At 40.6% G+C, this 5,480-nt stretch carries 5 protein-coding genes and 1 pseudogene; all 6 read left to right on the top strand.

What is annotated here, in order from left to right; genetic code table 11:
• A pseudogene (locus tag ACO4PX_RS08260) lies at positions 1 to 143 on the top strand (ribonuclease HII); the annotation flags it as partial.
• 16 nt (positions 144 to 159) lie between these two features.
• On the top strand, positions 160 to 639 hold the full coding sequence (locus tag ACO4PX_RS08255; protein WP_485572245.1) for a YraN family protein: 480 nt from the start codon (positions 160 to 162) through the stop codon (positions 637 to 639).
• Between the two features lie 107 nt (positions 640 to 746).
• Complete coding sequence (gene trpS, locus ACO4PX_RS08250) at positions 747 to 1,886, top strand: tryptophan--tRNA ligase (RefSeq protein WP_472451439.1); 1,140 nt, start codon at positions 747 to 749, stop codon at positions 1,884 to 1,886.
• The gene (locus ACO4PX_RS08245; protein ID WP_472451437.1) at positions 1,859 to 2,407 is read left to right on the top strand and encodes a Holliday junction resolvase RecU; all 549 of its coding nucleotides are present in this window, start codon (positions 1,859 to 1,861) and stop codon (positions 2,405 to 2,407) included. The genes trpS and ACO4PX_RS08245 overlap by 28 nt, the downstream gene beginning before the upstream one ends.
• An 89-nt stretch (positions 2,408 to 2,496) precedes the next feature.
• Entirely contained in the window at positions 2,497 to 3,891 is a 1,395-nt protein-coding gene (gene trkA / locus ACO4PX_RS08240; protein ID WP_485572244.1) for a Trk system potassium transporter TrkA, read from the top strand.
• The gene (locus ACO4PX_RS08235; protein ID WP_485572243.1) at positions 3,881 to 5,329 is read left to right on the top strand and encodes a TrkH family potassium uptake protein; all 1,449 of its coding nucleotides are present in this window, start codon (positions 3,881 to 3,883) and stop codon (positions 5,327 to 5,329) included. Before trkA ends, ACO4PX_RS08235 begins: the two co-directional genes overlap by 11 nt.
• Positions 5,330 to 5,480: the final 151 nt, after the last annotated feature.

Below are 5,480 nucleotides of genomic sequence, written 5' to 3'. Positions count from 1 at the left end.
ATGCCAAGGAATATCCGGAATATGGCTTTGAGAAACATAAGGGATATGGAACCAAAGCCCATACAGAAGCTATTTTAGAGTATGGTCCCTGTCCTATACACCGTCGGAGCTTTTTAAAAAAACTTTATGCCGGAGAATCGTAAAACTTTAGGAGTACAGATGGGAAAGACAGAAGAAGGCATAGTAGACAAAGATAAAACGCAAAAAGCAAATACATCAAAAATGAAGATGATAAAGTCCGGTGCAAAGACTTCAGATGCTTTAAAGGTTTCAAATACTGTTAAGGCTTCCAATATTTCTAATACACTGAAAGGAAAGGCCTTTGAAGACAGAGCAGTAGTCTTTTTGGAAGAAAAGGGCTATGAAATTCTGGAGCGTAACAGTCATTTTCATCATCTGGAGATGGATGTGGTGGCGAAGGATGGGGAGATGCTTTGTTTTATAGAGGTGAAGGGCAGGAAGGAGCATAGCTATCTTTCCGGCATATATGCGGTGGATAGAGGAAAACAAAGGAGACTTCGTACCTGGGCTACCGCCTACCTTTGTAAACATGCATATTCTTTGACGGAAACAGCTTGTCGATTTGATGTGGTCAGTATAGAAGGAGAGAAGATTCAGCTGATTCAAAATGCCTTTTAAGAGAATTTATGGTATACTTGGCAAGGTTATAAATAAGAAGAAAGACTTTCGATTATTATAAATACTTCAAGAAAATAAAGAAGTATCTAAGGTTTAAGGAGAGAAAAATGGGAAGTACAGGAAAGAAAATCATTTTAACCGGAGATCGTCCCACAGGAAAATTACATTTGGGACATTATGTAGGATCTTTACGTAGAAGAGTGGATTTACAGAATTCCGGAGAATATGATCAGATCAATATTTTGATTGCAGATGACCAGGCATTAACGGATAACTACGATAATCCCAAGAAGATTCGAGACAATATTATCGAGGTGGCCTTGGACTATCTTTCCGTGGGGCTTGATCCCAATGTAAGTACTATTTGTATTCAGTCCGGATTGCCGGCTCTCCATACCCTCAGCTTTTATTATTTAAATCTGGTAACAACCCAAAGACTTAGTCGTAACCCCACCGTAAAGGCGGAGATGAAGCTCCGGGGCTTCCATGGGGGAGAAAGTGTCAATGACAATGAAGTAGGCCTTCCTGCGGGATTTTTTACCTACCCTGTTTCTCAGGCTGCGGATATTACCGCTTTTAAGGCCACTACCGTGCCGGTAGGAGAAGATCAGCTTCCCATGATTGAGCAGTGTAAGGAAATTGTTCGTAAGTTTAATCAGCTGTACCAAAAGGAAGTACTTTTAGAGCCGGAAATTCTTCTGCCGGAGCATTCCAGCCAGAGAAGACTGCCGGGTACGGACGGTAAGGCGAAGATGAGTAAGTCCTTAGGAAACGGCATTTACCTTTCTGATGATCCAAGTACGGTGAAAACCAAGATTATGAGCATGTATACCGATCCCACTCACATCAATGTGGCGGATCCGGGACATGTGGAGGGCAATACCGTATTTACCTATCTGGATGCCTTTGCGCCTAAGGAGGATTTCTCTCGTTTCTGTCCGGACTATCAGAATCTGGAGGAAATGAAGGAGCATTATATGCGAGGCGGTCTTGGGGATGTTAAATGTAAGAAGACCTTACTGGCTGTAATGGAAGAAATCCTACAGCCTATCCGGGAAAAGAGAAAGCACTGGGAGAATAATATTCCGGAGGTTTATGAGATTCTCTTGGAGGGCACTAAGCTGGCCAGACAGCGGACAGAGGAAACCTTGGGAGAAGTATGTGAAGCTATGAAAATCAATTACTTCCAGGGTAATTCCATCATTCAGGAATGGGAAACATGGGTACATGGAACTCACGAGGGCTAAGAGGCTCTCTTTTGGAAGAGGAAATTAATCATACCATTGCACTGTATGAGGAAAAGAATTTAGCCCTCATTCAAAAGATTCCCACCCCCATTACCCCTATTAAGCTGGATCAAAGCCATAAACAAATCACTTTGGCCTATTTTGATAAGAAGTCCACAGTGGATTATATGGGAATTGTTCAAGGGATTCCCATTTGTTTTGATGCTAAGGAATGTCATAAGGACTCCTTTCCCCTGCAAAACCTTCATGCCCATCAAATGGATTTTATGAAGCGCTTTATGCTGCAGGGAGGCATCAGCTTTATTATCCTGTCCTTCAGCAAAAGAGGAGAGAAGTACTATGTTCCTTACCGGGAGCTGGAATACTTCTATCAGAGGATGGAAGAGGGGGGCAAGAAAAGCTTTCGTTATGACGAATTACGGGAAGCCTTTCCGGTAGAGGCGAAACGGGATTTGCTGGTTCATTTTTTGGAGGCTTTAAATCAGGATATTTTGTGTCTGAATGAGATGAATAAGTCTTAATAAACAATAAGCCTTAATAAACAATAAGACTTATTGAAATGTGTTTGGATATAGAATTTGTATTTTTTGCAGTTAAATGAGGAAAAATCATGAATATTATTGTGGTAGGTTGCGGTAAGGTAGGTCTTACCCTGGCTGATCAATTAAACAAAGAAGGGCATGATATTACCATTGTGGACCAGGATGAGAAGGTTCTTCGCCATGCGGTAGATTTTCTGGATATTATGGGAATCCACGGAAACGGTGCCATGCTTCAGACGCTAAGGGAAGCCGGAGTTCAGAATGCGGATGTCTTAATTGCGGCAACCAGCCGGGATGAAGTCAATATGCTTTGTTGCCTCTTTGCCAAAAAAGAAGGAAATTGTCGTACCATTGCCAGAATCCGTGATCCTCAATATACTACGGAGATTTCTTATCTTCGAGATGAATTGAACCTGGCCATGGTAATCAACCCGGATATGGCTGCAGCAAAGGAAATAGAGCGTCTGCTTCGTTTTCCTTCCGCAATGAAGGTAGACAGCTTTTCTCGCGGAAAGTTGGATTTAATTCGTGTAAAGGTACCCAAGGAGAGTCAGCTGATTGGTATTCCTCTTCATACCTTTCAAAAGGATACGGGCTTAAATGTACTTATTACTTTGATCCAAAGAGGAGAGGATATTCTTATTCCAAACGGTTTTGATGCTTTGGAAGCAGATGATTTGATGAGCTTTATTGCAGCACCCAAGGATGTAAGCAAGTTCTTTATTAAGTTGGGTGTGGATTATACCCCTGTAAGGGATTGTATTATCGTAGGGGGAGGACGAATCAGCTATTATATTGCCCGCTATATTGATGAAATGCATTTAAATATGCGTTTGAAAATCATTGATTCTAACAAGGAGCGATGTGAGTATCTGGCAGATGTACTTCCGGATAGTATTATCATTAACGGTGACGGTATTGATGCCGAGCTTTTAAAGAAGGAAGGAATAGAAAATACGGATGCCTTTTGTTCTTTGACAGGATTTGATGAGGAAAATATCATGCTTTCTCTTTATGCGGGAAAGCTTTCCGATGCCCGTTTGATTACCAAAATCAATCGTATTGCCTTTGAAAATGTTACCAATGAAATGAATTTGGGCTCTGTTATTTATCCGAAACAGATTGTTGCAGAGAGTATTCTTCGATATGTAAGGGCTTTGGAGAATTCCAAGGGCTCCAATGTAGAGACCTTGTATAAGCTTGCTGACGGAAAGGCAGAAGCTTTGGAGTTTAAGGTATTAAATGATCCTGACTTAATCAATATTCCATTCGCGGAGATGTCCTTTAAGCAAGGAGTTTTAATCTGCGGAATTATACGACAGAATAAAATTATTACCCCTAGAGGAGCTGATGTTATGAAGGTGGGAGACCGGGTGATTGTGGTTACCACCAACACAGGATTTAATGATTTACGAGATATTTTGGAAGTAAAGAAGGAAGAGGATATTCATTATGAACTTTAGTATGATTGTCTACATCCTGGCTTGGGTACTGAGAATAGAGGGAATCAGCTTATTGCTTCCCTTTATTTGTGCCATAATATATCGGGAGCATAATTCTGCCGCGGCTATATTATCCGTGTCGGCAATGTCTTTAGTCGTAGGGGCGGTTTTAACGCGAAAGAAACCGAAAAAAATAGCCTTTTATACCAGAGAAGGCTTTGTTATCGTAGCAGGCTGCTGGCTGGTGCTTTCTTTAGTGGGAGCTTTACCCTTCTATATTAGTGGGAAAATTCCCCATTATATCGATGCGGTTTTTGAAATTGTTTCCGGCTTTACCACTACAGGTTCTTCCATCTTAAGCGATGTGGAGGCCTTAGGAAAGGGATTGATTTTTTGGCGTTCCTTTTCCCATTGGATGGGAGGCATGGGTGTATTAGTCCTTGTTTTAACGGTTCTTCCCTTAGGTGGCGGTTATAACATGATGATTATGAAGGCGGAATCTCCGGGACCGGATGTGTCCAAGATGGTGCCTAGAGTAGCAGATACCGCAAAAGCCCTTTATAAGATTTATTTTGTTCTAACGGTTATTTGTATTTTTGCCTTTTTACTTTCCGGAATGCCGTTTTTTGATGCTTTGTGTATCGGTTTCGGAACGGCGGGAACAGGAGGATTTGCCATCAGGAATTCCGGAATGGCGGATTATTCCATGTTTAGCCAGTTCTTGATTACCATTTTTATGATTTTGTTCGGTATTAACTTCAATGTTTATTATCTTTTACAAAGAAGGAAGTGGAAAGAAGCTTTTTCCTCAGAAGAAGCCAGAACCTATCTTTTGATTATCCTTTGCTCAACTTTATTCATCGCTTTTAATAATTTAAAAGAAATGGGAAATGGCCTGTTATTTGCCCTTCACCATGCTTTTTTTACGGTAGGAAGTATTATTACCACAACAGGCTTTTCAACTTTGGATTTCAATCATTGGGCAGTACCCAGTCAAATGGTGATTTTATTCTTAATGATTTCCGGTGCCTGTGCAGGTTCCACCGGAGGTGGTATAAAGGTTTCCCGATTAATTATCTTATTGAAGAATATGGGGAAGGAGCTGCACCTCATTATTCATCCGGAAGCTATTAAGAGGATTCGATTGGAAGGAAAAAGCCTGGATTACAATGTGGTACGTTCGGTAAGTACGTATTTGATTGCATATTGCTTTGTTTATATAATATCCATTTTTCTTATCAGCTTTGACGGTTTTGATTTCACCACAAACTTTTCAGCAATTTCCGCAACCTTTAACAATATCGGACCGGGGTTGGCAAAGGTTGGGCCAATAGAAAATTTCTCGATTTATTCACCATTTTCAAAGGCGGTCATGATTTTTGACATGTTGGCAGGAAGATTGGAAATATTTCCTATGTTGATTCTGTTTTCTCCAAAAACCTGGAAGAGAACGAATTAGTTCAAAGCCGGAAGAGAATGAATTAGTCTATAAAGAATAGAGACAAGCCGTAATTAGATTGAGATTACGTAAGAGTATGGATATTGCTTAGTAGAAAAACTGTAGGATGAAAAGATAAATAACTATTCGCTAAACTCTTGTTTAACGAATA

The sequence above is a fragment of the Oribacterium sp. genome (assembly GCF_057249185.1).
This window is presented reverse-complemented; position numbering and strand designations above follow the sequence as displayed.